The following is a 22,696-nucleotide window of genomic DNA, read 5'->3' on the forward strand; positions in this document are numbered from 1 at the left end:
GAAAAAGGATCTAACTAAGAATACTTCTAAGAGACAACTAGAGGAAACAAATCGACACTTTGTGCCAAAAGATACGGATATCGAAAAAGGCTGTTTATCACCAATCGTAAAAGCAATCATCTCTCCATTATAAAAATTTAAAATACTGGAAATTATAATTGTTTCTATCAATAAGATAGATACGTGATACCCTTGTTAGTTTTGCAAGGGGGCGATAAGACTGAAAGTTCCGATCCGGTATTTTTCGACTACGGGATACAAACTTTGTCTTAAACACAATTGATCAGCTCCCAGCACTGCCTGAGAACTTGCGTGTTACATAGCGCAAGGTTCTTACATTTAAAAAGTATTACAAAGGTGTTCATATAAAAGGCATTACCATGGGCATGTTATATCAACCTTCGCATTCGAACGAACAACCAATCACCGATAAACTATCGGCAATTGACAGTATAAAATTTTTTTGATTCCCTGTCTCAAAAACTAGGGTCAGTCCCACCATATCACCTGTGCTTTTCTTTCGTTTAAAAATCAAAGTTATCTGGATCTGGACCTGTGCGCTCATCTTCATTCAGCTGATCAATAATAGCCAACTCATGTGCGGACAGCTCGAAATCGAAGACTTGTGTGTTTTCAATGATTCGGCTCTTCGTCACAGATTTTGGAATGGTGATAATGCCATGCTGCAAGTCCCAGCAAAGAATTACTTGCGCTACTGATTTGTCATGTTTTTTCGCGATATCTTGGAGAACAGGATGGTTCAGGAGCTTCCCGCTGCCTAATGGCGACCACGCTTCTACATGAATTCCTTTCGCCTTGCAGTAGTCACGTAAAGGCTCCTGCGTCAGCTTCGGATGCAGCTCGATTTGATTCACCATTGGCACAACCTCTGCCTCTTCTAATAAATCCTCTAAATGATGCTGATGGAAGTTACACACACCAATTGCCCGAACGCGTCCATCCTTATACAGCTTCTCTAGCGCTTTCCACGTTTCTTTATATTTGCCTTCAACTGGCCAATGAATTAAATAAAGATCTAGTACATCAAGTCCCAGCTTATTCATACTTGTTTCAAAGGCTTCAAGTGTTGATTCATATCCTTGATCACGATTCCAGACCTTTGTCGTAATAAACAGATCATCGCGAGAAATATCTGATTGCTGAATGGCTTTGCCTACACCTTCTTCATTTTGATAGGCCGCTGCTGTATCTATACTGCGATAGCCCGCTTCAAGTGCGTCTTTGACTGCATTTACAGCCTCATCCCCATCTTTTACTTGCCATACACCAAAGCCAAGCTTCGGCATTTTCACTCCGTTTGCTAATGTGACTGTATCTGTTAATCCACTCATCAAACAAACCTCCGCTTCATTTTTGCTTACCATGCACTATACCCGAATGTGCGAAAGATCATGCATGAAAATAGACCATGCAAGGGCTACTATGATCTAATTTCATTTTGTCCCATACTAACAACACAAAATTTTTATGTGAATATATTTGTTTTTTAATTAAATAGATTTCTACTTATTCCTATACAAACAGTGAGGTCCAATCATCCTCCTCAGAGAATACTTGAATCCCATGCTGTTTCAGCAAGGCAGACGTCACACCGTCCCCAGCCTTTGTCTTCCCGTTAAACTCTCCCCGATAGATCATCCGGCTTCCGCAAGAAGGGCTGTACTCTTTTAACACGACGGATGTTGCGCCAAGAGTCTGAATCTGCTTAAGCGTGGCTTGTGCACCATTTACATACATCTCTGTCACATCTGTTCCATGAACATCAACAACAGAAGCCTGCCCCCGTAAGACATCATGACCATCTCCACCAATAATTTCTGCGGGAGGTCTTGGTGTAGAGAAACCGCCAAGCAGCTCAGGGCAAACTGTTACCGCCTTTCCTTCCTGCACAAGCTCCTCGATACGTTGATCTAATCGATGGCTGCCATTATAACGGACCTTTAATCCCGCAAGACAAGCGCTGACAACGATCATGTATGTTCCTCATTTTTATGGATTGAGTGTTTTTTTCTAACTTTAAAATAAATACATACAGGCAGATAGAAGATCGTGTACCCTAAAAAGGGCAGAGCACAATACAATGCAGCAGCCCAAATCGGCCCTTCAACTCCTGTGATACCAAAAAAATAAACAAATAATAGCAAGCTGACAAACAATCCGACGAACGGCATGATGGTTGCTGATTTTTTAAAATTTTCCATCATTTCTTTCCCCAAAGAAGCTCCCCCCTTTTCACATCATCACGAATAACGTCAATATATGTTAATTTTACCATAAAAAAACCGAAAGCATCTAGTTTATAGAAAGCTTTCGGTCCGTTATTTATATCTTTTCCTTCCAAGCCTTTAAGAAGCGCTCAATAACCTGTAGTTCGTCTTCATTAAATTCATGGAGGAATTCTAAATAGGAGGAGACTGCCTGTTCATGAAGCTCATCATGCAGTGCCGCCAGCTGTGTACCTTCCTCTGTCAGTGAATAATAGACGGATTTCTTGTCACCTTGCCGGTGGCAATAGTCGACCATGCCTTTTTCGATGAGTTTTTTCACAGCCTTTGTAATGGCGGGTTTTGATAGTTTTAGTTGTTGTGAAAGAAATGTATTATTGGATTCGTTAGGGTTTGCTTGAATCATAGATAAAATATGAAGCTGTGTAAGTGTCCAATCTTGCTTGAGTGTATCAGTCGTGGTAATCAGTGGATCTGTTGGATCGTTCCGTTTCTTTTCCCTATGCATAATCAAATCTTGAATCGCTTTTAAGACAATCTGCTCTTTTGTTTCCATCTGAACCTCCACTCTTAACTGGTTAATAAAATGGTACTAATAATCAATAAAGGAGTCAAAAGAAATGTGGGGATGAGGAAAAGAATGGGTCATCAGACCTGATAAATAAAAGAACTTTTTTACTAGATTACAAGAGACGGCACAATTTCCTTTTCTTTGCTATCATTTATGATAGGTAACCCTCAATCAAAAAAAGAAGGTGAGAGAATGAAAACAGAGCAGCAAATGGCCATTCGCCAGTTAGAAGAAAAAATAAATTTGTTTTCTTCTGTTGTAAACGGATCGTTCCTATCAACAGAAGATTTCGTTCTATCAAACACGCATATATCAACTGACACGTTCAATTTATTATTACCGATTTCAGCGCACATACAAGATCAACAAAAAGTGGAAGCTGCCATCGAACAAATGCAGCAACAGCAGCTAACATTCAGCACATGGATCACTCAAAGCCTGCTCCACCCCGATTGGTCGAATATCATGCAGAAATATGGGCTTCAAGAAGTGGAACGCAATACCATCATGATGCTTGAACATACAAACGACATCGATCAAAGGACCTCTCAATCGCTTACGATCAAGGAAGTGACTGACGATCAAACTTTTCTCGATTATCAACATTTATTTATCGAACTTTTCGAAGGATCACCTGAAGCAATCTCTTTAAACAGCTATTTCCAGCGCTTTTCGATTGAACGATTACACCCGAGTACCCGCATGTTCGTTGGATATGAACACAACAAACCAGTCACAACGGGCTTATTGATTGAAACAGCAGACAGCTACGGTATTTATGATGTCATCACAAAGGCAGAACACCGCGGAAGAGGACTTGGCAGTGACATGTTTCATTACCTTCTGACCCAGACAGATAACAAACAAAAGTGTGTGATGTTACAAGCCTCAAATGACGGCAAACATATCTATCAGCGTGCCGGATTTCATCCAATTGGAGAAATGGTTATTTTTGAATAGAAGATGACATTTTTCCTGACGTATCAAGGGCAAAGAAAGGCATCCTGTCTCTTCTTTGCCTCTAACATCTCATCACAAAAATGAATGTACATTCATTCACTCCTTTGGTACATTTAAAAAAAGGAGCTGAAGAACAGATGGTTCGACCAGGCGATCAATTTCAAACAAGCAAAACCTATACGCATGAAGATGTGATCCAATTTGGCGAGATGACAGGTGATCTTGGCAAACATCATACCGAGCTAGATGATCAAGGCAGGCTCATGGTACACGGCTTTCTCACAGCAAGTCTAGCCACGAAGCTTGGCGGGCAGTTTCATTTTATCGGTCAAGAGATGACATGTACCTTCATACGCCCTGTTTATACAGGTGACACCATTACCTGTCAGATGGCCGTCACCAAGGTAGAACCCCTTGAAAAATACCATCGTGTCCACCTTTTTTCCCGTTATATCAATCAGCATGGAGAAGAAGTCATTACTGGTAAAAGTGAAGGTGTGGTTTTCAAAAAATAAAAAGCTGCCTATGATGAGGCAGCTAAACGATCTTATTCTCTTCTATTCAGCATGATGCTGACGATCCATATAAAGCGGCGGTCTCTTTAATGAAATCACTGCACAGCTAAAGGCAATCAGCACAAAAACAGCACCGAATTTAGCCAAATCAACAGATGAACCGGTCATTGTAAACATGACACCGCCCACGGCTGATCCAATGGAAATCCCAATTTGCAAAGCGGATGTATTCAAACTTTGCTGAATATCAGACGTCACAGGGTCTGTTTGAATCAAATAGCTCTGCAAAGCAGGTGTCAGTGCCCAGCTAAGAGCACCCCATAGGACAACCATCACCATAAAGAGCATAAACACTCCCGCTGTATAAGGAAGGATAAACATCACAATGGCAAACGCCATGGTCACAAGCAAAATGGCTTTTCCTGATCCTAGTTTGTCACTCAGCCAGCCGCCAAACCCATTCCCGCCAATCGACGCAAGTCCGAAGACCAAATAACAAATACTAATCCAAAACGGAGTCATATGCAGAACTTCCATCAGAAATGGCGTGAAATAAGAATACAGCATATAATGACCAGCAAGCATGAACAAGCTAATCAAATGCGCACTGAAAATTTTCGGATGCCCTAAAGAACGAATTTGTTCTTTAAGCGGTGTGACTTTTTCAACAGGCATTTTCTCCAATAGAAAATAAATGAGTACCATGGATATAGCTGACAGAATACTGATTCCTAAAAACATCACTCTCCAGCCAAAGCTCTCTGTAATAAAAATACCGATCGGTACACCGAGAACAAGTGATGAGCTAATCCCAATAAAAATCAGACCTAATGCTTTCGCTCGATGCGCCGGTTCCACCAGCTTGGCGGTAATCGTTAGTGATAACACCACAACAAGCGCCGTACTCATGGCAATCAAGACCCTAGAGATCATGACAAGGGCAAAGGTGGAACTAAAATATGTGAATACATTGCCTAATGTAAAGACCAATAATGCGATCAAATAAAGACGCTTTCGTTCGATTTTGGCTGTGACGGTCAGTAGCACCGGTGCTGAAATAGCATACACAATCGCAAATACCGTAATAAGCTGCCCAGCTGTCGCAAGAGACACATTGAGATCCTCTGCTAAACTTGGCAAAATGCCCCCGACCACAAGCTCAACTAATCCAACCGCAAAAGTAGAAACAGCTAATAAATAAACTCTCCAGTTCATGTCTAACATCCCTTCTCTATATCATGGCTTTCACTTTTGATACAGGGTGCAGACAAACAAAAAAACCCTGATTACAAAAAAGGAAAGCGCGCTTTTGTAATCAGGATTTATCGGATCCTGGTAGAAACCCTCAAACCATATTATTGAGGTTATACAAGTCTATTTTTTTCTTCAAATATATTAGCATAGCCTTCCATAACGTGCAAGCTGCAAAAACAGAAAGTGTTTGCCAATGGCTCAGCAACATAAACGACCTCAGAAGGGTATGAAATGAACTTGCGGACCAACTTGCTTTCTCCCCCATTTACAGGTAAACTGATGAAAAATCAACGAACAAGGATCAACGTAGATCTGGAATAGTAGCTTGAATCGATCTTTACTAGAGAGGGAACGGTGCTGAGAAGTTCCTACTGACATCTTCAAGTGAACCTGCCGATTTAGTTCTGTTTCATACAGCGGTTCATACCGTTATCATGATCGAGTGTAAAGCTGTGCTTTAAATTAGGGTGGTACCACCAGGAATGGTCCCTAACTTAAAGCACAGCTTTTTTGTTTTTTAAAAGGAGGAAAAAGACGATGTCAAAGAAACAATTTGTTGAGAAAATTACAAGCATGGAAGACGACTTTGCCCAGTGGTATACAGATGTTGTCACAAAGGCGCGTCTCGTCGATTATTCAAGCGTTAGAGGCAGTATGATTATTCAGCCATACGGTTTTAAAATTTGGGAGAATATTCGCGACGAACTTGATCGTCAAATCAAAGAAACGGGTCACGAGAATGTCTATATGCCGCTCTTTATCCCAGAAAGCCTTCTCCAGCAGGAAAAAGATCATATCGAAGGCTTTGCTCCTGAAGTGGCGTGGGTGACACATGGCGGTGATTCGGAATTACAGGAAAGACTCTGCGTCAGACCAACATCCGAGGTGCTGTTCGCCGAGCATTATAAAAACATCATTCATTCCTATCGTGATTTACCGAAGCTATATAACCAATGGGCCAATGTCGTCCGCTGGGAAAAGACAACACGTCCATTCCTTAGAACCCTTGAATTCCTCTGGCAGGAAGGGCACACTTGTCACGAGACTGAGCAAGAAGCGATTGAAGAAACAGAAAAAATGCTCCATGTCTATGCGTCTATTTGTGAAGAGCTTCTAGCGATCCCTGTCATTAAAGGCAGGAAAACAGAGAAAGAAAAATTCGCTGGCGCCCGCTTCACCTATACGGTTGAAAGCTTGATGCATGACGGAAAAGCCCTGCAAACCGCCACTTCTCACTTCTTCGGCAACGGATTTGCCAAGGCGTTTGGCATTGAATTTTTAAATCGCGAAGGAAAACTAGAGCATGTCCAGCAAACATCATGGGGCTTCACCACAAGAATCATTGGCGCTATGATCATGGTGCATGGCGATGACAGAGGACTTGTCCTACCGCCAAACATTGCGCCAACCCAAGTACGTGTTGTGCCAATTGCTTCCCATAAAGAAGGTGTCCTCGATCATGCCTATGAATTAAAGGATAGACTCGCCCGCATCGCACGCGCTGACATCGATGCAAGTGATAAACAGCCTGGCTGGAAATTCAACGAATGCGAAATGCAGGGCATCCCATTACGCGTAGAAGTAGGACCAAAGGATATGGAAAAAGGCCAGGTCATGCTCGCAAGACGAGACACAGGTGAAAAGCAAGCCGTCACGTTAGATGCACTTGAACAAACCATCACGTCCACGCTTGAAGACATTCAGCAGACGATGTACGAAAAAGCAAAAGAACGATTACATGAAAAAACATCAAACGCCCATACAATCGGAGACATCGAGCAGCTTCTTGCTGAAGAAAACAGGTTGATCAAAGCCATGTGGTGCGGCGATGAAGACTGTGAAAACGACATCAAAGAGAGAACAGGGGCGACATCACGCTGTATCCCGTTTGAACAAGAATCCGTTTCTGACACATGTGTCTGCTGCGGGAAACCTGCTTCTGATATGGTGTTCTGGGCAAAAGCCTACTAATCATATTTCAAATTGTTGACAAAGAATGCGAGGATTTGTCTATACGCTGAAGCATCTTATACGATGCTTCTTTTTTGTTAAAAAGAGCCAAATATCCATTGACCTCCTTCACACAATCCCCTATAATTCATATTAATATAATCGGTTTTTAAGACTTTAACTGGAGTGGTGATCTATGAAGCGCTGGCTCTCAATTTTTAACGAACGCTGTCCAAAATGTAAAACAGCATTAGATGTCTCGAAGTCCAATGCCTTGCAAGGCAAAGTCGTGAAAACATGCCCCAATCTTCATTATCAAAAAGAGTACCACCCTGCACTTGAAACGTATATCGAGCACGATGACATGAAATAAAAAAGACCAACACATGGAAAAGAGCCCTTGCTCTCAGTTGTTGGTCTTTTTCTTATAATAAATCTACCCAGATTTTGATCGCTGTGGCTGTAATCATCACGGCAAGTGCCCATTGCAAATAAACGGCATTGATTTTCTGACCAATTTTCGCCCCAATCGGCGCAGCAATTAAACTGGCCGCCATTAAGACAAGAGCAGGCATGAACATGACTTGACCCGTCAGCACTTTCCCAGCAGATGCGCCGATCGCAGAGAGAAACGTAATGGCCAGAGACGAGGCAATCGTCATCCGCACAGGGATTTTGAGAATCGATAGCATCACCGGTACTACAATAAAGGCACCGCCTGCACCTAATACGCCCGATACACTTCCGATCACAAAGGCAATACCAGCCGCCAGTCCTTTATGAAAGGTCACCTCTCCATCTGCTTCTGACCGCTGACCTTTTTTCGGAACAAGCATTAAAATGACAGCGACAATGGCAAGCAGACCATAGACTACATTGATGCCTTTCTCTGGAAGGAAATGTGATAAATAGCTGCCTAATAAACTCCCTGCCAATATACTGCTCCCCATATATAAAATCAATGGTCGATGTAAAAATCCGCTTTTTCGATACGCCAGCACACCGCCGAGTGTCGAAAATAGGACTTGAATGGCACCAATCCCTGAAACCTCGTGTGCCGATAATGCCATCACTCCGACTAGAGGCGGGATATAAAGCAGCATGGGATAGTTGATCACCGATCCTCCTATTCCGACCATTCCTGATAAGAAGGAACCAATAAATCCGATGATAAATAAAGTAATGAAAAATGCAAAATCCACGCTGGTCTCCTCCTTTGCAAAAGGAAAAGGGGCTTCCTCATAGATACCCCTCTCCCCTTTAGGACCCTTTTCTCACCCAGAACTTCAGCACATGCCCTTCATCTGTCTGCGTGATCAATTCATGTCCGCTTGACTTAGCCCATGCAGCCAAATCAGCTTTAGCTCCTTTATCTGTTGCATGTATTTCTAATACTTGACCTTCAGCCAAGTCATTCATTTTTTTCTTCGTCCGAATAATTGGCATCGGGCATGCAAGCCCGGTTACGTCTAAAATGTGATCTGATGTCATCTGATCATCCCTCGCTTCTTTATTTTATTGAACATTATCGAATCGCACAACGGTTTGGACCAATTTCCATGTCTCGCTGTGCTTCCTCGTCTGGATGCAGCTTCCCCATATTCGTAGACCGAATGTCTTGATAAGCGTTTGGCTGTGCAGGAAGATCCTGCGTGACTATTTGTCTAAATACGTCTTCATCTTCAATGTTCAGCCCGTGATTTTCTTCAAACAAAGCGCCTAGCTCCTTCCAAACGCTCCCGTCTTCATTAAGCTCATCCACGATCATAAAATGTGCAGGCAGCACAATCAATTCTGCCGAAAGCGCCGTATATCGTGTATAAAGGGTTTCTCTCAAATCACCTACCCAGTCCTCCGCCATACCGGCTAGATCAGGTCTTCCAATCGAATCAATGAACAAAATATCACCTGAAAGGAGGTAACGGCCGTCTACGATAAAAGAGGTTGAACCAATCGTATGGCCCGGTGAATAAAGGGCATGAATATCAATCTCCGTCGCTCCAATCGTCACACGCTGTCCTTCTTCAAGGTGATTGTAATCAAATGTCACCTCTTCGGCGTCTTTTGGCGGTAGCCAATAGATAGCTCCAGTCTGTTCAGACAGCTTTTTCCCGCCAGATATATGGTCCGCATGAAGGTGCGTATCAAACACATGCGTCACTGTGACTTGATGTTTTATAGCAAATTGCGTATAGACCTCCGTCATTCTAGCCGCATCAATAATCGCAGCTTCCCCATTCGACATGATCATATAGGACAAGCACCCCTTGCCCATTCGCACAAATTGGTACAACTCTCCACCGCCAGTTAAATCACCGATCTTCACTGGCTCTAAATGCTCACTCCATGCCTTCATGCCGCCTTGCAAATAATGGACCGTTCTGCCTGCCTCTGACAGCATCTCTGCCACCATAATAGAGGAGCCCTCTTTCGCACAAACGACCAGTACATCTAGGTCATCCGGTATGTTCTCCACCATATCCTCTACGCCATCAAGAAGCTCAAAGTAAGGCACATTTAAATATTCAACGGCTTTCCCTTCAATTTTCCAGTCCTGGACATCTGATTCGTTTCGTACATCCAACAAAAAGATCGGCTCTTTGTTGATGATCTTTTTTGTTAACTGTTCTGCTGTCATTGCTTTTACAGTCATCGGTTCATTCAGCTCCTATTTTTCAATCTCTCCTGTCCAGCTGTTCATGCCTGGCACTACATTGATCAATTGATGAAATCCTTTTTCTTTTAACTTTTGTGCGGCTAATTCACTTCTTCTGCCTGAATGACAGATGAGGTAAATGAGCGTCTCTCGGTTCAATTCTTCAGCACGTTGTTCCACCTCGCCAAGAGGGATGTGAACAGCTCCTGGAATATGACCCGCTTCGTATTCATCTGGCTCTCGTACATCTAAAATAAACAATGACTGATCTTCTTTTACCTTCTGTTGAAACATGTTCAACGACATTTCCGAAATCATTGACTGCTCCTCCTGTTTCGCTCCGCCTTTACGAATCAAATGATGAAGCACCTGTCCTTCTACTTTTGTTCCTAAAAATTCATGACCGGCGCTTTTTGACCAAGCTGCTAAATCCGCTGTAGACCCTTTGTCAGTTGCTTGCACTTCAAGCACATCTCCTGGCAAGAGCTCATTCATTTGTTTTTTCGTTTTGACAATGGGCATTGGGCATGCCAATCCTTTTGCATCTAGAATTGCTGTTGGTTGCTGCATTGTTTTTCCTCCTTTAATAGGGGTGGGGGTATATTTCAAAGCCTATTGATACCTATAATCGCCAAGCATTCATGCCACCCTTGATATTCGTAATGTGGGTAAATCCCTGTTTTTTTAACAATTTAGCCGCCTGCATACTTCTCATCCCGCTTTGGCAGATCACATACACTTCTTTGTCTTTCTCAAGCTCATGCGCTCGATTCCTTAACTGTGGTAAGGGGATATTTTGAAAGCCTTTTATATGATTTGTTTGAAACTCTAAAGGTGATCGCACGTCTATCAGTTGTTGATGCCGACTATACAATGTAGGTTTCAGATGAGCTGCGTCCATTTGTTTCACACCCCGTACGGGAAGAAAACGGCTCACAAGCAAAGCGATCACAATGATGAGCAAAAGCATTTGAATCATGTATGGACACCTCCCTAGATAAATAAGTTCACATTCCCGATTTCTGCCTCTGCTAAATACGCGGCCACACCGGCATATTGAATGTCTGCTAGTAATTCATTCTCCTGCAGCCCTAAAAGATCCATCGTCATCGTACATGCCACGAGGTTGATCTCTTGTTCCTTCGCCATATCAATGAGCTGCGGCAGGGTCATGGCATTGTGTTTGTTGATCACATGCTTGATCATCTTCGGTCCCATTCCTGCAAAATTCATCTTTGACAGCCCCATTCGATCAGCGCCACGCGGCATCATTTTGCCAAACATTTTTTCTAAAAATCCCTTCTTCAGTGGCACCATCTCTTCCTTACGCAAGGCATTCAGCCCCCAAAAGGTATGAAAAATCGTCACCTCGTGATCATAAGCTGCTGCGCCATTTGCAATAATGTAAGCGGCCATCGCTTTATCATAATCTCCACTAAATAAAACAATTGTTGTTCGTTTTTTCTGTTCCTCCATCATGATCCTCCTTATATAAATTACCCGTGGGGGTATATTGAAAACAAAAAATATATACACATACCGGTAAGGGTATATTATAACAAGTAAAAAAATTCGTCAACCTTCAAAGGCTGAGGAATTTCTTACCGGCTTTTCACCAAGAGCTCAACCGCTTCTTTGACAAGCCCCTCTGTATCCTTGCCTTGTTCAAGACTTTCACGGACACATTGTTCAAGGTTTGTACTCACAATCACACCCATTGCACGATCAATGGCATTGCGTGAAGCAGATAGTTGCGTCACCACCTCGCGGCAATCCTTTCCCTGCTCCATCATCGCAAGAACCCCTTTAATCTGCCCTTCAATCCGGCGAAGACGATTCTTCATCTGCTGATTATATTCCACATTTAACACTCCTTTCTCTTTTCCCTATGATCAGATAGTATACCCTGATAGGTATTTAGTCAAACATGATGATGGTATTAAAAAGAAGAACTATTGATATAAATATCACAACAGTTCCTCAATTTTAAGTACTTTATTCTTCCAAAGATCGGGTAAATTTAGATTTCAAAATCTACAGGATACTATAGGGTTATAAAATCTCATTCCTTTTCCATATCACTTATTAAATCATACTTAGATAGATAAATTCCCCCACCTATCGAAAAAACAATACAGAGAATAGGAACTATAATTAGTGTCATAATAATTGAGACAACTGGAGGTAAACCAAACATAGGATGCCTAATCAGCATAAATTCATTCCCAAGTAGCATTGGATTATCTGAGAAAATGGAAAGAAATAAAATACAGATACAAATTATGAAACTATAAATTGTTTTAAAAATTAATGTTAAAAAAGCAAAGATAAAAGTAAAAAGAAATGTGCCAGCTATATTTAAGAGAATTGAATAAACAATAATTTGACTATAAGAGAATTGAAAGGACGAATATCTTAAAATACTTTCGCCGTAATCTGTCAAGTTATTTACTGTCCCCCCACTCAATTTCCAAACAAACCAGGTAAGGGACAATATTAATATGTAGAAGATAAATATTGCGGCACAACAAAATAATAGTTTGCTTACCCACATTTTAAATATTGACTTTGTTCTAACTCTAATAAAGGCACTATGGGCAAATAGATCTTCTTTTATAAAAGTATTGACCAATATTGCACCACTTAATTGAAATATAATCCATCCAAAAGGAAATTCAATTGTTTGTTGTTCGACAAGTTCAAAGGGAACACCTGCAAAGGTTTTACCAATAACATCCCAAAATGCAACATTACTTTTAGTTAAACTAATATGCAGAAAATAAAGGTAGTATAGGAAATTAAACAACCCTAGAATAGATATAATGATAAAAGTTTTTGTAGTTCTATGAAACCCAAGAATCATATCTCTTTTAAAAAGTAATAATAAACCAATCATGTAAAAAAGCCCTCTCTTATCAACTAACTAGAACATAGCATAACATAGCATTTTAAATAAAAAAATACAAAAAAAGGTGTATTTTTCTTTATTTTATTGTATAATTCTCACGTACCGGTACAAATTATGGTTTTAGTGGGGAAAATAGTGAAAAAGTTATTTACATTTTTTTTAATTTTAATAATGATATCTTTGATTAGTGCTTGTCAATCAAATAATTTCAATAACACCATAAAAGACAAAGCTCCAGATCCTTCTGTAAGTATAGAAGATTTGGATAATAGCACAAAGGATGATTCTAAAATATTCTATTTTGATACCGAACAAAAGCAAAGTCTTTTTAAAGTTATATTTTGGGAAAAGTTGAAAGAGGATCATTATTATCAAGGTCAGATAAAGAATAATGATGTGGCAATTGAAAATGTTTTCAAAGGAGAGGACATTGAAGTTGGACCACTTCCTAAAAATTATGAATTAGCGATGACCTTTAGTCAAAAAGAACCTCCCCCATCAAAAATCTTGGGAAAATTGAAAGATGATAGAGGAGTTACTCATCAATGGGAACAACCTTATGATAGATCAGATGTAGATCACGATTATTTAATTAATTTACCAACATTCAAAGGTCAGAAAGCAGAAATAGCATTAAGAATGATTTGGCTAAATAAAGATAATAATTGCATAGGTGTCGCAGATAAATACTTAATTGTAAGTAAACAATGAGGTGAAGACAGTTGAAAAACAAAATAATCATTAGCCTAACTTTAATTCTAGGAGTAACCTTTTCTACTATAGGAATTGTGCATGTCTATGCAGGAGAACCAAGTGGCAACTATAAAGATACTAATTATAATTTTAGATTTCTAAAAGGAAATCCATATGATGAGACAACATCTAGAACAAAATTTACTAAATCTTGGTATTATATGAACAGTGAAAAGAATAATACTTCTTATGTAGCCTGGGCCAGATCTAAAGGAAAAGATGTTTCAGATGGCCACTATTATACAATTAAGAAAAATTATAAAGGAGTACAACTCCTATACAATTTGGCAGTTGAAAAAACATTCTTGGGAATAGGATATCCGCCTGTTTCGATAGGTGCTAAGAAGAATGCAGCTGGTCATGCTAATGGCAAATGGAGTCCCGATTACGATCCAAAAAGCCCTTGATTCTATTAGGCTCTTTAAACTCAAAAGAGAACTATGTGACACAGCGACTCAGAATTAACTGAGTCGCTTCTATATTTAGTTTTAAATAAACGAAATGGAGAGAAACATGTTTTATTTGCTTATATTACGATTAATAAAGCGCCCTTCTTTTTACATATCATTAGCCATTGGTGCAATTTTAGCGATTGCTTATTTTTGGACAGAAGAAATGCCACTCAAAGAACATTTAGAACTTACAGGAGGAATTTCTTTTACCCCTTATACAAAATGGATGGGGATCGGTGGAATATCAGATTATCCAGCACTTTACATGTTCTTATTACCAATTTTGGCAACACTCCCATTTTCAGATCTGTACTCAAGAGATCGGTCAACTGGTTTTTTTCGCTTTTTAATTATTAGAGGAAAACAAAAACAATATTTCTTTAGTTTGTTTCTTATAAACTTTTTAGCAGGTATGCTCACAGCTGTCTTTCCCCTATTATTAAATATTTATTTGTCTTTCATGAGACTTCCAAATATAAAACCTGATAGAGCGATTAACAATGAGATGCCTTTAGACTCTGATAATACTTTCTTACCAGATCTATATTATACACATCCCTTTGTTCATATGCTTTTATATGTCATATTGATTGGTATTTTCTCTGGTATGTTCGCAAGTATAGCTTTGGGATTTGGAATGTTTATTAAAAAATCATTTGTTGTTCTAATTACACCTTTTGCAAGTTTATATGTCATAAACATGGTACTTTCAACACTAGGGCATCAGGAAATGATATCAACAAGCTTCTTGCAACAACAGGCTACAGATGGTGTGAGTCTAGCAAGTCTTGTTTTACACTTGTTTATCGGATTTATGTTAAGTTTTTCATTATACATTCTAGGGGTTAAAAAGAATGTTATTCGTTAAAGAACTACATATCGTTTTACTCGACATATGCCGTTATAAAGTGCGATTATTCATCTGGTTTTTTTGTTATTTGCTCTGTATTTTATATTTAGTCAAAGAAAGTATACCGCAACATGGAATAATGGGAATACCACAATCTTTAAATTTATTTTTCTCTTCCTATACATTTATTTTTCCCGTATTACCCCTTTTTCTAATGTTTTTTTCATTTGGAATCGTACCTTTTTTCGACTCTTCTCGTTTTGTTCGTTATCAAAAAAGAGAAAAAGTATTTTTATCGTTATTATTACGTGTCTTTTGGATCTGTCTAATATTCACTCTCATATACCTAATTGGTGGTTTCCTTCTGGGTGGCTTCCTGTCAGGAAGGTGGAACAACGTTTGGCTGTCTACAAAAGGAGCTCCATACTTAATATATGGCGATCAACTACCTTTAGATGAATACTTTTCATCTAATATCATGTTAATTAGATATCTGATTACAAGTTTATTGGTATTCCATCTGATCGGACTATTTGTTGTGGTTTGCTATTTGTTAAGTAAAAATTATATATACAGCTTTATTATCATTTCATCTGCTGTGATTCTTGATAAAATGCTTAATATTTATTTTGGTTTTTCTTTCATTAATGACTCACTGTCATTAGAAATGACATCTTGGCTTATACCAGGTTTATTTTCTAGAATGATTTATTTATTTAGTGGTTTTGGATTACTTTTTACTTTTCTAGCATATAAAATTTTTATCAAACAAGATTTTTTAACTGAATACGGCAATGATCATGAAAAAGAATATTAATCGAGGTGAAACTCATGTCAGAAGAATATATTAAAATTGAGGCATTAAACAAATTTATTAAAAAAAACCAAGTCCTTAAGAATATTAACTTATCATTACAAAAGGGGAATATTTATGGTTTTCGTGGACCTAATGGATCCGGAAAAACAATGTTGTTTCGTGTATTATCCGGATTAGTAAAACCAAGTGATGGAAAAGTAACTGTAGGTGGGAAACAATTACACAGAGACATCTCATTTCCCGAAAATGTTGGAATATTAATAGAGTATCCTGGTTTTATCCCAGAATATACTGGTTTTGCTAACCTAAAATTACTCTCTATGATTCAGAATAAAATTAACGATAACGAAATTTCTGCTGTGATTTCTCGTGTAGGGCTTGATCCAAATGACAAAAGAAAGTTTAAAAAGTATTCTCTTGGGATGAAACAACGTTTGGGAATAGCTCAAGCAATTATGGAAAAACCGGATTTGCTCATTTTAGACGAACCTACTAATGCTTTAGATGAGAAAGCAGTCGAAATAGTACATCAATTACTCGTAACATTAAAAAATGAAGGTAAAACAATTTTGATCGCTAGCCATGATAAAGAAACTCTTCAAAAGGTTTCAGATACGATTTATGATATTGAATCTGGTGAAATTATAAAAGAAACGATTGTTGATAGGGATAAAGAAAAATGAGAAAAAAAGTAATAGTAATTTCAGTGATGACTATAATTTTTATCTTAATCAGCATGTTCCGCTATCAACAAGTGAATAGTGAATACTCCAACTATAAAGTAACAGAAAAAAACCTTACGACAAATGAAACGTTTGAATTTCTAAAAATAAGTCATACGTTTAAAAAAGCTAAGAAAATTAATACCATTGATGAAATGAGAAATAAAATAACTGAATACCGCATACCATTTACATTAAAAAATAAAACAAACGATAAACTTCCCCTACATCCTGAATTTTATAGAATGATGAGGGGAGAGGAAGAAACCCAGACCATAGACTTTATTAATAATAAAACAGGCAAAAGAGTTAAAGATATTAAGCCTCATCAATATATAAGCGGTACCGTCACCTTTACATTTGCAAATAATGGTGAGGGAAATTTAAAAACGCCTAAACTCCATATGATCGGGAGTGATGGAATATCAGTTGAGAAATTCATTGTGAAAATTGATTACTTCAAGTAGCATATACTATTCAAATCAAAAGAAATACGTCCTTTTGTCCTCTTCTACTTTAAGAGGATTTTTTATATAAAAAGGCGAAGTTTTACTAAAGTTAAAGTACGAAGGAAATTAATATATGAAAGCAGATGAATTCATGCCAAACAATCAAAAATCCACCCCACTCCACTGAAAAATCACCATACCTCCTTCAGCACAGCACACACACAATGCCTTCATCCAAATACAAATAACCAATTGCTACTATACTAGTTGTTTTTTAAAATCTACACAAAGTTAAAGAAGTATTCTTTGAATCAGCCCTATTCTTCTCTCCAAACAACAGCTACCCTTCAATTAAACGTTTTAACTTAAGCTCCGTTTCAGTATCCTCAACTGGAGTATAGACACTGCATCTTAAATCAGTATCCCCATACACTTGTAATGAAGTGAGATTAAACAACATTTTCCCTACCTTAGCATGACGAAATTCAATTAATACTTCAGGTGCATAACTGATCTCATTTTCATTCCATATTTTACGAAACTCAGGATATGCCTGCTCCATTTCTTCTATAAATTGCTCATACCAGTCATCCGCCACATACTGTCCATAATACGTTCTAAATATGGCGATATATCCTCTTACAAAATGCTCCCAATTCACGGCTAAACTTTTAAATTCCTTTCTTGCGAATAGTAAGCGGATGATATTTCTTTCTGCCGGGATGATTTGTTCAAAGTCCAAAAATACATTAGCTGCTGCTTGATTCCACCCAACAATCTGACTTCTTCTATCAGATATAATCGTTGGACAATAACGAAGTTCCTGCAGAATTTTCACTAAAGCCGGACTGATTTCCTTCTCATTCTCAATGATATAGGATTGTTTCACACCTTCCTCTAACGCTAGAGCGTACAAATATCTCCTTTCATCGTTATTTAATTGTAATGCACTAGAAATCGCATCTAATACCGAAGTAGATACTTTTATATCTCTGCCTTGTTCTAACCATGTATACCAAGTAAGACTCACACCGGCTAGTTGAGCCACTTCTTCTCTTCTGAGTCCTGGTGTTCTTCGGCGGGTTCCTACAGGTAAACCAACCATTTGAGGCGTGATTTTTGAACGTTGGTTCTTTAGAAATTCTGATAATGCTTGAAGTCTTGTTTCAGGTTTCATTAAGGTCTCCTTTTAAAATATTATTCATTATACTAGGATAAACAACAACTTGTAATAGGATAACACAATGGCTAAAGTTAATAAAAACAAGGAGGGAATGATCATGAAAAGAGTTGTCATTACTGGAATGGGAGTTATTTCTCCACTAGGAAATGATATAGATAGCTTTTGGAACCAACTAGTTCAAGGACAATCGGGAATATCTCTCATTGATTCTTTTGATACGACTGATTATAAAACAAAAATAGCTGGAATCGTTCGTGATTTCGATGCAGATGAAATATTAGGGAGAAAAGAAGCAAAACGATTAGATCGTTTTAGTCAGTTTGCCTTAGCAGCGGCCGAACAAGCATTAGAACATTCACAATTACAGTTAGATCAAGTAGATCTTGAACGTTTAGGCGTATATGTTGGTTCAGGAATCGGAGGCATACAATCGCTTGTAGATAATGTGCATGTATTAGACAAACGAGGTCCCTCGAGAGTAAGCCCCAGCCTTGTCCCCATGATGATTTCAAATGCAGCTGCGGCCCAAATCAGCATTAAATTAGGCGCACAAGGGCCATCATTGTCACCAGTCACAGCTTGTTCTATCGGGAACACCTCTATTGGTGAAGCTTTCAATGCGATTCGAAACGATGAAGCAGATATTATATTTGCCGGTGGAGCAGAAGCTGCCGTCAATCAGATATCTTTGGCTAGCTTTGGAAACGCACATGCACTATCTACTAGAAACCAAGACCCAAGTCGAGCCAGCCGCCCATTCGATACAGATAGAGATGGTTTTGTTATGAGTGAAGGCGCAGGTATCTTAGTATTAGAATCATTAGACAACGCAATTCTTAGAGATGCGCCGATATTATGTGAAGTAGTGGGATACGGGGCTAGTTCAGATGCACATCATATGGTCGCTTCACACCCAGAAGGTAGGGGTGCCTACTTAGCCATGAAGAAAGCATTGAGAAGTGCAGATATATCAACAAGTGAAATCGATGTTATTAGTGCTCATGCAACAAGTACACAAGTAGGTGATCGTTCAGAAGTTCTAGCCATTAAGAAATTATTTGGTGATCGTTCAGGTGAAATTCCAACAACTGCGAACAAGTCAATGACTGGGCACATGTTTGGTGCTGCAGGCGGAGTAGAAGCGATTGCTTTAGTGGAAAGTTTGAGACGAGGAATGATTCCGCCAACTATTAATGTAGAGAAACAAGATCCAGATTGCAATTTAGATGTTGTATTAGAAGCGAGACAGCTTCCATTGAAATATGGGCTATCCAATTCTTTTGGTTTTGGAGGACATAATTCAGCCATCTTGTTAAAACATTACGATTGAAGTAGTGAAAAGGTGAAATAATGACAAAACAAGGGTTTATAGTCCTTGATTTGTCATGATGGGAATACCTCACAGACAATTGATCACGGACCTCAGCTATCTGATATATTAATTATATTCCTGTTTAGACGGTTTTGAGGATGAAGATAAGGATGAGAGTTTGGATTTAGTTATTAATTTCAAGACTCAACAATTTGGGAAACATTTAAAGTTCAAATCTTCTATTGGAACACAAACAATACATCTTAATTAAGAAATAAATGAGAACGCCCATAACATTTTAAAAGTAAGGAAACTATCTTATTAGCCTCCTTACTTTTATATCAATACACTATTATTGAATACTAAATAGCATTAATCCCATTTTTCCATATGTACTTTTAATTCTGGTATACTTAATATCCTTTGTATCTCTGTATCATTTTCCGTATCTATATAACTTTCTTCTTCATGAGAAGATGTAACCAGCCATTCTTCTCCATTTTTGAAGAAGGACAAGTCTTCTGGTAAATTTGGTTGCTCCCAATCATATAAAGAATTTGCGAATTCTTTTAGAATACTCTTCGCATTTTCATCTGTATAATAGTAATAAACTTTTGCTGTATTGTTAAATAGCATTGTGCTAGCCCATTCTGATTGTTCTTTCATCTCTTTCAATGAACTTTCAAGTCTTTTTAGGAAGGGATCAAAAGATTTTAAAGATCCCATATCTTTTCTTAAAACTAAATGAAACTCATCACAAATTTCGAAAGCCAAATCAATTAATTTGGAGTACTGCTCACCTTTTGGATTTTGATCAATAACTAACATATTTACACCTTCTCATATACCCATTTTTTAGATTTTTTGAATGTAAGTTCTTTTATGCTTCTTAAACTCAGATAATGCAACATAAGTAACTCCTGTAATAGTCACCGCTAGACCTATTGAAATTAAATGTGCTAAAAGTGCTTCTCCACCAAACGAAGAGATTACTAGAATGAATAGTATATATTTATTTCCAACACCACTTTTAACACATATTTTCATAAAAACACAAAGCTATTATAACAGCTTGTTATTATTGATTAAATACACACAAGATAAATATAGTAATAAATTCCATTTAAAAGGCATTAATATAGGTTTTCATAATTAATGAAGCGAATAAAAGAATTGAAAACAAATCTATCGAAAGTTAAAATTTCCACAGCAGTCCCTATAAATTTTTGACCTAATTATAGTTTTTTGATTTTTGCTCAGTTTCAAAATAAAGAACTATCGGTTATTATCCTACGTAACTTTTTTGAAGTAGTAATATCTAAATTCAAATGAAATTCCTTAAGCCCATCACCCTTTACACTCAAAAAGATTTGATAAATAAATATGAAAGGAGGAGATTCCATGTCTACTAACAATAAACCCAACAGATTAATCACTGAAAAATCTCCATACCTTCTCCAACACGCCCTTAACCCAGTTAACTGGTATCCATGGGGAAAAGAAGCCTTCGACAAAGCGAAACGTGAAAATAAACCGGTGCTTGTCAGCATCGGCTATGCCACTTGCCACTGGTGTCCGTCCTACCATACCTTATTTATTAAATTATTTTTATTTATAACCGATATAAAAATAGATTTAATTACAAAAAATAGAAATGGTATAGGGGTGTAATTCGTATGGGACAAGGCTTCAAAATGAATTGGGATAAATTATTATCTGGCATTAGACTTAGACAAAAAATGGTATCCACAAGAGAAATAAATGACGGCAGAAATGATTTTGATGATGACTATTCTAGGTTAATTTTTAGTTCTTCTATTAGAAGATTACAAGACAAAGCACAAGTGTTCCCTCTTGATAGTAGTGATTTTGTGCGTACAAGGTTAACACACTCCCATGAAGTTTCTGCAATCGGGCGTTCTCTAGGCTCTAGTATTGAAAAGGTATTAATAAAAGATGAGAAGTTAAATGTTAAACATAGCGGCAAAATAAGTTCCTTACTTGCTACTGCTGGTCTAATACACGATTTAGGGAACCCACCCTATGGACATTATGGTGAATCAGCAATTCAAACATTTTTTAAAAGATGGTTTTATGATGATAATAATAAACATAAGAAAAACCTCACAGTTCAACAGATTGCAGATTTTGAAAATTTTGAAGGAAATGCACAAACGTTTAGATTACTCACTAAACTTCATAATTTAAAACATGATAGTTATGGTTACAATCTATCAGCTGCAACCCTAGCTACAATTATTAAGTATCCACGTTCTTCAACTGAAGGTAATAAAAATAATGAAAATATGGGTACTAGCTTTAAGAAATTTGGATATTTACAAAGTGAAAAAGATAGATTTGATTTAGTGAAGAAGTTTACAGGTATTGGAGATTTCAGACACCCTCTTACCTTCTTATTAGAGGCTTCTGATGACATTGCTTATTCCGCAGCAGATATTGAAGACGGCTGCAAAAAAGGGGTTTTAGATTACACAACTATTAAAGAAATATTAGACAAGCATCTATCAAATGGATCAGACGAAGATAAAATCCTCTGTAATTATTTTCACTCAGTATATGAAGAAAACAAAGTTCGAACAGATAGGCTAGATAATACAGTTCAAAAATTTAGAATTCAGGCTCAAGGTTTCATGATTAAATCTGTTACAAAAAAGTTCGTTCAACTACACGACAAGATCCTAGAAGGAAAATTCGATGAAGATATTTTATTAGCATCAGAAGCAGCAAATATCCGACTGGCTTTTAAAGATTTATCTAAAATCATATTCAAGGATAATGAAATTCAAGTGAGAGAATTAGCAGGTGGAACAGTTATCCAAGGTCTTCTTCAAAAATTTGTAACAGCTGCACTTTCCAGTAATTGTAATGAAGCTAAAACAGAAGATGGAAAGCTATATTCATTGATATCAAGCAATTACAGAGATATAATGGAGTTAGTTCACAAAAAACATTCTACAGAACCTTCAACATATGAAAGATTACTTCTTGTTACTGACTTTATATGTGGCATGACAGATACTTACGCCTTAGAATATTATAGACGGTTAGCAGGAATTAAACTCTAAGGAGGAAAGGCA

Annotated in this window: 28 protein-coding genes and 1 riboswitch; of the genes, 13 read left to right on the forward strand and 15 right to left on the reverse strand. The window is 38.0% G+C overall.

The annotated features are described in order from the left end of the window. Positions 1 to 524: 524 nt before the first annotated feature. The 4 genes from GPA07_RS18205 to GPA07_RS18220 all read right to left on the reverse strand — a co-directional run bounded on the left by GPA07_RS18205 (position 525) and on the right by GPA07_RS18220 (position 2,802). The gene (locus tag GPA07_RS18205; protein WP_157293115.1) at positions 525 to 1,352 is read right to left on the reverse strand and encodes an aldo/keto reductase; all 828 of its coding nucleotides are present in this window, start codon (positions 1,350 to 1,352) and stop codon (positions 525 to 527) included. Between the two features lie 181 nt (positions 1,353 to 1,533). Then, positions 1,534 to 1,995, reverse strand: coding sequence for a 2-thiouracil desulfurase family protein (locus tag GPA07_RS18210; protein WP_008359308.1), 462 nt, complete (start codon positions 1,993 to 1,995; stop codon positions 1,534 to 1,536). Next, positions 1,992 to 2,237 carry a hypothetical protein gene (locus tag GPA07_RS18215; RefSeq protein WP_008359309.1) on the reverse strand — a complete coding sequence of 82 codons (246 nt, stop codon included), beginning with the start codon at positions 2,235 to 2,237 and terminating at the stop codon, positions 1,992 to 1,994. Before GPA07_RS18215 ends, GPA07_RS18210 begins: the two co-directional genes overlap by 4 nt. Before the next feature lie 106 nt (positions 2,238 to 2,343). Then, the gene (locus tag GPA07_RS18220) at positions 2,344 to 2,802 is read right to left on the reverse strand and encodes a MarR family transcriptional regulator (RefSeq protein ID WP_008359310.1); all 459 of its coding nucleotides are present in this window, start codon (positions 2,800 to 2,802) and stop codon (positions 2,344 to 2,346) included. 207 nt (positions 2,803 to 3,009) lie between these two features. On the opposite strand from GPA07_RS18220, the gene GPA07_RS18225 reads away from it, so the two are divergent. Both GPA07_RS18225 and GPA07_RS18230 read left to right on the forward strand, forming a co-directional pair. Further along, positions 3,010 to 3,777 carry a GNAT family N-acetyltransferase gene (locus GPA07_RS18225; RefSeq protein ID WP_008359311.1) on the forward strand — a complete coding sequence of 256 codons (768 nt, stop codon included), beginning with the start codon at positions 3,010 to 3,012 and terminating at the stop codon, positions 3,775 to 3,777. A 137-nt stretch (positions 3,778 to 3,914) separates the two neighbouring features. Continuing rightward, positions 3,915 to 4,292, forward strand: coding sequence for a hotdog domain-containing protein (locus GPA07_RS18230; protein WP_008343876.1), 378 nt, complete (start codon positions 3,915 to 3,917; stop codon positions 4,290 to 4,292). Between the two features lie 42 nt (positions 4,293 to 4,334). Here GPA07_RS18230 and GPA07_RS18235 read toward each other — a convergent pair whose 3' ends face one another. Next, positions 4,335 to 5,507, reverse strand: coding sequence for an MFS transporter (locus GPA07_RS18235; protein ID WP_017358727.1), 1,173 nt, complete (start codon positions 5,505 to 5,507; stop codon positions 4,335 to 4,337). 77 nt (positions 5,508 to 5,584) lie between these two features. Next, positions 5,585 to 5,684: riboswitch (purine riboswitch) on the reverse strand. A gap of 399 nt (positions 5,685 to 6,083) precedes the next feature. On the opposite strand from GPA07_RS18235, the gene proS reads away from it, so the two are divergent. Both proS and GPA07_RS18705 read left to right on the forward strand, forming a co-directional pair. Further along, positions 6,084 to 7,517: a proline--tRNA ligase gene (proS, locus tag GPA07_RS18240; protein WP_008359313.1), complete on the forward strand. Its 1,434-nt coding sequence runs from the start codon at positions 6,084 to 6,086 to the stop codon at positions 7,515 to 7,517. A 175-nt stretch (positions 7,518 to 7,692) separates the two neighbouring features. Further along, positions 7,693 to 7,869: a hypothetical protein gene (locus GPA07_RS18705; protein ID WP_017358723.1), complete on the forward strand. Its 177-nt coding sequence runs from the start codon at positions 7,693 to 7,695 to the stop codon at positions 7,867 to 7,869. 52 nt (positions 7,870 to 7,921) lie between these two features. Here the strand turns inward: GPA07_RS18705 and GPA07_RS18245 are convergent, their stop codons facing one another. The 8 genes from GPA07_RS18245 to GPA07_RS18280 form a co-directional block, all read right to left on the reverse strand. After that, positions 7,922 to 8,698, reverse strand: coding sequence for a sulfite exporter TauE/SafE family protein (locus tag GPA07_RS18245; RefSeq protein ID WP_157293116.1), 777 nt, complete (start codon positions 8,696 to 8,698; stop codon positions 7,922 to 7,924). A 58-nt stretch (positions 8,699 to 8,756) separates the two neighbouring features. Further along, on the reverse strand, positions 8,757 to 8,987 hold the full coding sequence (locus tag GPA07_RS18250) for a sulfurtransferase TusA family protein (protein ID WP_008343881.1): 231 nt from the start codon (positions 8,985 to 8,987) through the stop codon (positions 8,757 to 8,759). 34 nt (positions 8,988 to 9,021) lie between these two features. Further along, positions 9,022 to 10,149 carry an MBL fold metallo-hydrolase gene (locus tag GPA07_RS18255; protein WP_157293117.1) on the reverse strand — a complete coding sequence of 376 codons (1,128 nt, stop codon included), beginning with the start codon at positions 10,147 to 10,149 and terminating at the stop codon, positions 9,022 to 9,024. Positions 10,150 to 10,164: 15 nt separating this feature from the next. Next, the gene (locus GPA07_RS18260; RefSeq protein ID WP_008343883.1) at positions 10,165 to 10,722 is read right to left on the reverse strand and encodes a sulfurtransferase TusA family protein; all 558 of its coding nucleotides are present in this window, start codon (positions 10,720 to 10,722) and stop codon (positions 10,165 to 10,167) included. 52 nt (positions 10,723 to 10,774) lie between these two features. Then, positions 10,775 to 11,131 carry a rhodanese-like domain-containing protein gene (locus GPA07_RS18265; RefSeq protein WP_157293118.1) on the reverse strand — a complete coding sequence of 119 codons (357 nt, stop codon included), beginning with the start codon at positions 11,129 to 11,131 and terminating at the stop codon, positions 10,775 to 10,777. A 14-nt stretch (positions 11,132 to 11,145) separates the two neighbouring features. Beyond that, a complete protein-coding gene (locus tag GPA07_RS18270; protein ID WP_008343885.1) occupies positions 11,146 to 11,628 on the reverse strand; it encodes a DsrE/DsrF/DrsH-like family protein in 483 nt (160 codons plus the stop codon). A 125-nt stretch (positions 11,629 to 11,753) separates the two neighbouring features. Further along, positions 11,754 to 12,014 (reverse strand): metal-sensitive transcriptional regulator, encoded by a 261-nt coding sequence (locus GPA07_RS18275; RefSeq protein ID WP_003217059.1) that lies wholly within the window; start codon positions 12,012 to 12,014, stop codon positions 11,754 to 11,756. 200 nt (positions 12,015 to 12,214) lie between these two features. Continuing rightward, entirely contained in the window at positions 12,215 to 13,048 is an 834-nt protein-coding gene (locus GPA07_RS18280; RefSeq protein WP_008359322.1) for a hypothetical protein, read from the reverse strand. A 147-nt stretch (positions 13,049 to 13,195) separates the two neighbouring features. On the opposite strand from GPA07_RS18280, the gene GPA07_RS18285 reads away from it, so the two are divergent. From GPA07_RS18285 to GPA07_RS18310, 6 genes are all read left to right on the forward strand, one after another. Then, complete coding sequence (locus tag GPA07_RS18285; protein ID WP_017358716.1) at positions 13,196 to 13,771, forward strand: hypothetical protein; 576 nt, start codon at positions 13,196 to 13,198, stop codon at positions 13,769 to 13,771. 11 nt (positions 13,772 to 13,782) lie between these two features. Beyond that, a complete protein-coding gene (locus GPA07_RS18290; RefSeq protein WP_008359326.1) occupies positions 13,783 to 14,220 on the forward strand; it encodes a hypothetical protein in 438 nt (145 codons plus the stop codon). A gap of 106 nt (positions 14,221 to 14,326) precedes the next feature. Then, the gene (locus tag GPA07_RS18295) at positions 14,327 to 15,133 is read left to right on the forward strand and encodes a hypothetical protein (RefSeq protein WP_008359329.1); all 807 of its coding nucleotides are present in this window, start codon (positions 14,327 to 14,329) and stop codon (positions 15,131 to 15,133) included. Further along, on the forward strand, positions 15,120 to 15,932 hold the full coding sequence (locus GPA07_RS18300) for a hypothetical protein (RefSeq protein ID WP_008359331.1): 813 nt from the start codon (positions 15,120 to 15,122) through the stop codon (positions 15,930 to 15,932). Before GPA07_RS18295 ends, GPA07_RS18300 begins: the two co-directional genes overlap by 14 nt. Before the next feature lie 14 nt (positions 15,933 to 15,946). Further along, positions 15,947 to 16,615 carry an ATP-binding cassette domain-containing protein gene (locus GPA07_RS18305; RefSeq protein ID WP_008359334.1) on the forward strand — a complete coding sequence of 223 codons (669 nt, stop codon included), beginning with the start codon at positions 15,947 to 15,949 and terminating at the stop codon, positions 16,613 to 16,615. Beyond that, the gene (locus GPA07_RS18310) at positions 16,612 to 17,121 is read left to right on the forward strand and encodes a hypothetical protein (protein WP_008359336.1); all 510 of its coding nucleotides are present in this window, start codon (positions 16,612 to 16,614) and stop codon (positions 17,119 to 17,121) included. The genes GPA07_RS18305 and GPA07_RS18310 overlap by 4 nt, the downstream gene beginning before the upstream one ends. A 322-nt stretch (positions 17,122 to 17,443) precedes the next feature. On the opposite strand, the gene GPA07_RS18315 is transcribed toward GPA07_RS18310, so the two are convergent. Beyond that, positions 17,444 to 18,280 carry a helix-turn-helix transcriptional regulator gene (locus GPA07_RS18315; protein WP_008359338.1) on the reverse strand — a complete coding sequence of 279 codons (837 nt, stop codon included), beginning with the start codon at positions 18,278 to 18,280 and terminating at the stop codon, positions 17,444 to 17,446. A gap of 103 nt (positions 18,281 to 18,383) precedes the next feature. Between GPA07_RS18315 and fabF the strand changes: the two genes are divergently transcribed. After that, on the forward strand, positions 18,384 to 19,616 hold the full coding sequence (gene fabF / locus GPA07_RS18320; RefSeq protein ID WP_008359339.1) for a beta-ketoacyl-ACP synthase II: 1,233 nt from the start codon (positions 18,384 to 18,386) through the stop codon (positions 19,614 to 19,616). Positions 19,617 to 19,970: 354 nt separating this feature from the next. On the opposite strand, the gene GPA07_RS18325 is transcribed toward fabF, so the two are convergent. Further along, entirely contained in the window at positions 19,971 to 20,426 is a 456-nt protein-coding gene (locus tag GPA07_RS18325) for a hypothetical protein (RefSeq protein ID WP_008359341.1), read from the reverse strand. Positions 20,427 to 20,999: 573 nt separating this feature from the next. On the opposite strand from GPA07_RS18325, the gene GPA07_RS19180 reads away from it, so the two are divergent. Together GPA07_RS19180 and dgt are read left to right on the forward strand one after the other, a co-directional pair. After that, complete coding sequence (locus GPA07_RS19180) at positions 21,000 to 21,269, forward strand: DUF255 domain-containing protein (protein WP_008359343.1); 270 nt, start codon at positions 21,000 to 21,002, stop codon at positions 21,267 to 21,269. A gap of 5 nt (positions 21,270 to 21,274) precedes the next feature. Next, positions 21,275 to 22,684 (forward strand): dGTP triphosphohydrolase, encoded by a 1,410-nt coding sequence (dgt, locus tag GPA07_RS18335; RefSeq protein ID WP_008359345.1) that lies wholly within the window; start codon positions 21,275 to 21,277, stop codon positions 22,682 to 22,684. Positions 22,685 to 22,696: the final 12 nt, after the last annotated feature.

This window comes from Bacillus sp. ms-22, from assembly GCF_009759805.1.
GTDB classification, from domain to species: Bacteria; Bacillota; Bacilli; order Bacillales; family Bacillaceae; genus Bacillus; species Bacillus xiamenensis.

Excerpts from the sequence above, each read along its gene's own strand:
- GPA07_RS18205 (WP_157293115.1), bottom strand. The coding sequence starts at position 1,352 with ATGAGTGGATTAACAGATACAGTCACATTAGCAAACGGAGTGAAAATG.
- GPA07_RS18310 (WP_008359336.1), top strand. The coding sequence starts at position 16,612 with ATGAGAAAAAAAGTAATAGTAATTTCAGTGATGACTATAATTTTTATC.
- GPA07_RS18305 (WP_008359334.1), top strand. The coding sequence starts at position 15,947 with ATGTCAGAAGAATATATTAAAATTGAGGCATTAAACAAATTTATTAAA.
- GPA07_RS18270 (WP_008343885.1), bottom strand. The coding sequence starts at position 11,628 with ATGGAGGAACAGAAAAAACGAACAACAATTGTTTTATTTAGTGGAGAT.
- GPA07_RS18235 (WP_017358727.1), bottom strand. The coding sequence starts at position 5,507 with ATGAACTGGAGAGTTTATTTATTAGCTGTTTCTACTTTTGCGGTTGGA.
- GPA07_RS18265 (WP_157293118.1), bottom strand. The coding sequence starts at position 11,131 with ATGATTCAAATGCTTTTGCTCATCATTGTGATCGCTTTGCTTGTGAGC.
- dgt (WP_008359345.1), top strand. The coding sequence starts at position 21,275 with ATGGGACAAGGCTTCAAAATGAATTGGGATAAATTATTATCTGGCATT.
- GPA07_RS18260 (WP_008343883.1), bottom strand. The coding sequence starts at position 10,722 with ATGCAGCAACCAACAGCAATTCTAGATGCAAAAGGATTGGCATGCCCA.
- GPA07_RS18315 (WP_008359338.1), bottom strand. The coding sequence starts at position 18,280 with ATGAAACCTGAAACAAGACTTCAAGCATTATCAGAATTTCTAAAGAAC.
- fabF (WP_008359339.1), top strand. The coding sequence starts at position 18,384 with ATGAAAAGAGTTGTCATTACTGGAATGGGAGTTATTTCTCCACTAGGA.
- GPA07_RS18210 (WP_008359308.1), bottom strand. The coding sequence starts at position 1,995 with ATGATCGTTGTCAGCGCTTGTCTTGCGGGATTAAAGGTCCGTTATAAT.
- GPA07_RS18220 (WP_008359310.1), bottom strand. The coding sequence starts at position 2,802 with ATGGAAACAAAAGAGCAGATTGTCTTAAAAGCGATTCAAGATTTGATT.
- GPA07_RS18300 (WP_008359331.1), top strand. The coding sequence starts at position 15,120 with ATGTTATTCGTTAAAGAACTACATATCGTTTTACTCGACATATGCCGT.
- GPA07_RS18280 (WP_008359322.1), bottom strand. The coding sequence starts at position 13,048 with ATGATTGGTTTATTATTACTTTTTAAAAGAGATATGATTCTTGGGTTT.
- GPA07_RS18225 (WP_008359311.1), top strand. The coding sequence starts at position 3,010 with ATGAAAACAGAGCAGCAAATGGCCATTCGCCAGTTAGAAGAAAAAATA.
- proS (WP_008359313.1), top strand. The coding sequence starts at position 6,084 with ATGTCAAAGAAACAATTTGTTGAGAAAATTACAAGCATGGAAGACGAC.
- GPA07_RS18255 (WP_157293117.1), bottom strand. The coding sequence starts at position 10,149 with ATGACTGTAAAAGCAATGACAGCAGAACAGTTAACAAAAAAGATCATC.
- GPA07_RS19180 (WP_008359343.1), top strand. The coding sequence starts at position 21,000 with ATGTCTACTAACAATAAACCCAACAGATTAATCACTGAAAAATCTCCA.
- GPA07_RS18295 (WP_008359329.1), top strand. The coding sequence starts at position 14,327 with ATGTTTTATTTGCTTATATTACGATTAATAAAGCGCCCTTCTTTTTAC.
- GPA07_RS18230 (WP_008343876.1), top strand. The coding sequence starts at position 3,915 with ATGGTTCGACCAGGCGATCAATTTCAAACAAGCAAAACCTATACGCAT.
- GPA07_RS18250 (WP_008343881.1), bottom strand. The coding sequence starts at position 8,987 with ATGACATCAGATCACATTTTAGACGTAACCGGGCTTGCATGCCCGATG.
- GPA07_RS18325 (WP_008359341.1), bottom strand. The coding sequence starts at position 20,426 with ATGTTAGTTATTGATCAAAATCCAAAAGGTGAGCAGTACTCCAAATTA.
- GPA07_RS18705 (WP_017358723.1), top strand. The coding sequence starts at position 7,693 with ATGAAGCGCTGGCTCTCAATTTTTAACGAACGCTGTCCAAAATGTAAA.